Here is a 691-nt window from a genome sequence, read left to right as displayed (position 1 = left end):
GTTTTGGCCAATATGCAGCAATACCACCTTCTACTACTGCTGGTCCAAAAATAAATGGTCCATAAATAAAGTGATGTAATCCTGTGGGAATTAAAATACGTTCTAAGAATGAATATAGCCATACGCCGATAGCTCCAGATGAAGTTAAGAATCCTTGTAATGTTGATATTCCGCCTTGAACTTTTGGCCATATATAACACATTGCAAATGCAACAGGGATCATAACAGCAAATCCAATAATTACAACAAAGGATGAACCTTGAAAAATTCCTAAGTAATCCGGTAATTGTTTATCAAAATATTTATTATGAATATAAACAACTATACCTGCTATTAAAATCGCCCCGATCATTCCTGTATCAAGAGTTTTAACACCTGCAATCATTGTTAATCCACTTGTACCACCAATTTGGGCATCGAAATTAACACCAAAACTAGCTCCACCTAAAGTAAGAATCGCATTAACAAAATAGTTAAATGTTAGATATATTACCAAAGCTTCCAAACACGCACGAGCTTGTGCTTTTTGGGCTAATGCTATCGGTAATCCTACTACAAATAAAAGTGGAAGTTGATTAAATACAGTCCATCCACCTTGTTGAACTATAAACCAAAACTTATACCATAATCCATTTGGATCAGCTATTGAACCCATAATATCTTGATTCGTAAATAGAATGGAAAATCCAAC

At 34.4% G+C, this 691-nt stretch carries 1 protein-coding gene; it reads right to left on the bottom strand.

The annotated features are described in order from the left end of the window. A partial coding sequence (locus CPJCM30710_RS17400) for a PTS transporter subunit EIIC (protein ID WP_212905398.1) occupies positions 1-691 on the bottom strand: 691 nt, incomplete at both ends.

It is taken from the genome of Clostridium polyendosporum, assembly GCF_018332455.1.
Taxonomy (GTDB): Bacteria; Bacillota; Clostridia; order Clostridiales; family Clostridiaceae; genus Clostridium_AY; species Clostridium_AY polyendosporum.
Note: the sequence above shows the minus strand (reverse complement) of the source record. Positions and strands in the feature narration are given on the sequence as shown.